This is a genomic window from Ruegeria sp. YTSC325, assembly GCF_059609525.1.
In genome coordinates, this window is record NZ_JBXWLY010000037.1 from 1 (window position 1) to 1,267 (window position 1,267).

Consider the following 1,267-nt stretch of genomic DNA (forward strand, 5'->3'; position numbering starts at 1 on the left):
AACGAAAAAGGCCGCCCCTGTGGAACGGCCTTCTTTAGTGCAACGTTTAGGCCCGAGATTATTCGACGAATAATCTCAGCACCGTCACCGATTACTCAGTGATTTTCGACACAACGCCGGCGCCGACGGTGCGGCCGCCTTCGCGGATCGCGAAGCGCAGGCCCTGCTCCATCGCGATCGGCGCGATCAGCTCAACGCCGAACGACACGTTGTCGCCAGGCATGACCATCTCGGTGCCTTCCGCCAGGGTCACGGTGCCGGTCACGTCAGTTGTACGGAAGTAGAACTGAGGACGGTAGTTCGCGAAGAACGGCGTGTGACGACCGCCTTCTTCCTTGGTCAGGATGTAGGCTTCGGCTTCGAACTTGGTGTGCGGTGTAACCGAACCCGGCTTACACAGAACCTGGCCACGCTCAACGCCGTCACGGTCAACACCACGCAGCAGGGCGCCGATGTTGTCGCCCGCTTCACCGCGGTCCAGCAGCTTGCGGAACATTTCAACGCCGGTGCAGGTGGTTTTCGAAGTGTCACGGATGCCAACGATTTCAATCTCGTCGCCAACGTTGATCACGCCACGCTCAACACGACCGGTCACAACGGTACCACGGCCCGAGATCGAGAACACGTCTTCGATCGGCATCAGGAACGGCTGGTCAACAGCGCGCTCAGGGGTATCGATGTACTCATCAACAGCCGCCATCAGTTCCTTGATTTTCTCTTCGCCGATTTCCGGGTTGTTGCCTTCCATCGCGGCCAGAGCCGAACCTGCAACGATCGGAATATCGTCGCCGGGGTATTCGTACGAAGACAGCAGCTCGCGGATTTCCATTTCCACGAGTTCCAGCAGCTCTTCGTCGTCAACCTGGTCAACTTTGTTCATGAACACGACCATCTTCGGGATGCCAACCTGGCGGCCCAGCAGGATGTGCTCACGCGTTTGCGGCATCGGGCCGTCAGCGGCGTTCACAACCAGGATCGCGCCGTCCATCTGGGCAGCACCGGTGATCATGTTCTTGACGTAGTCGGCGTGGCCGGGGCAGTCAACGTGCGCGTAGTGGCGGTTCTCGGTCTCGTATTCCACGTGGGCGGTCGAGATGGTGATGCCGCGCGCTTTCTCTTCCGGCGCACCGTCAATCTGGTCATACGCTTTGAAGTCACCGAAATACTTGGTGATCGCTGCGGTCAGCGTGGTTTTACCATGGTCAACGTGGCCAATCGTGCCGATGTTGACGTGCGGTTTTGTACGCTCAAACTTTTCCTTTGCCAT

At 58.5% G+C, this 1,267-nt stretch carries 1 protein-coding gene; it reads right to left on the minus strand.

Annotated elements, in window-relative coordinates:
- Positions 1-91 precede the first annotated feature (91 nt).
- Positions 92-1,267: elongation factor Tu (gene tuf / locus AC2FF7_RS22130; RefSeq protein WP_170356932.1), on the minus strand; the 1,176-nt coding region annotated here is incomplete at its 5' end.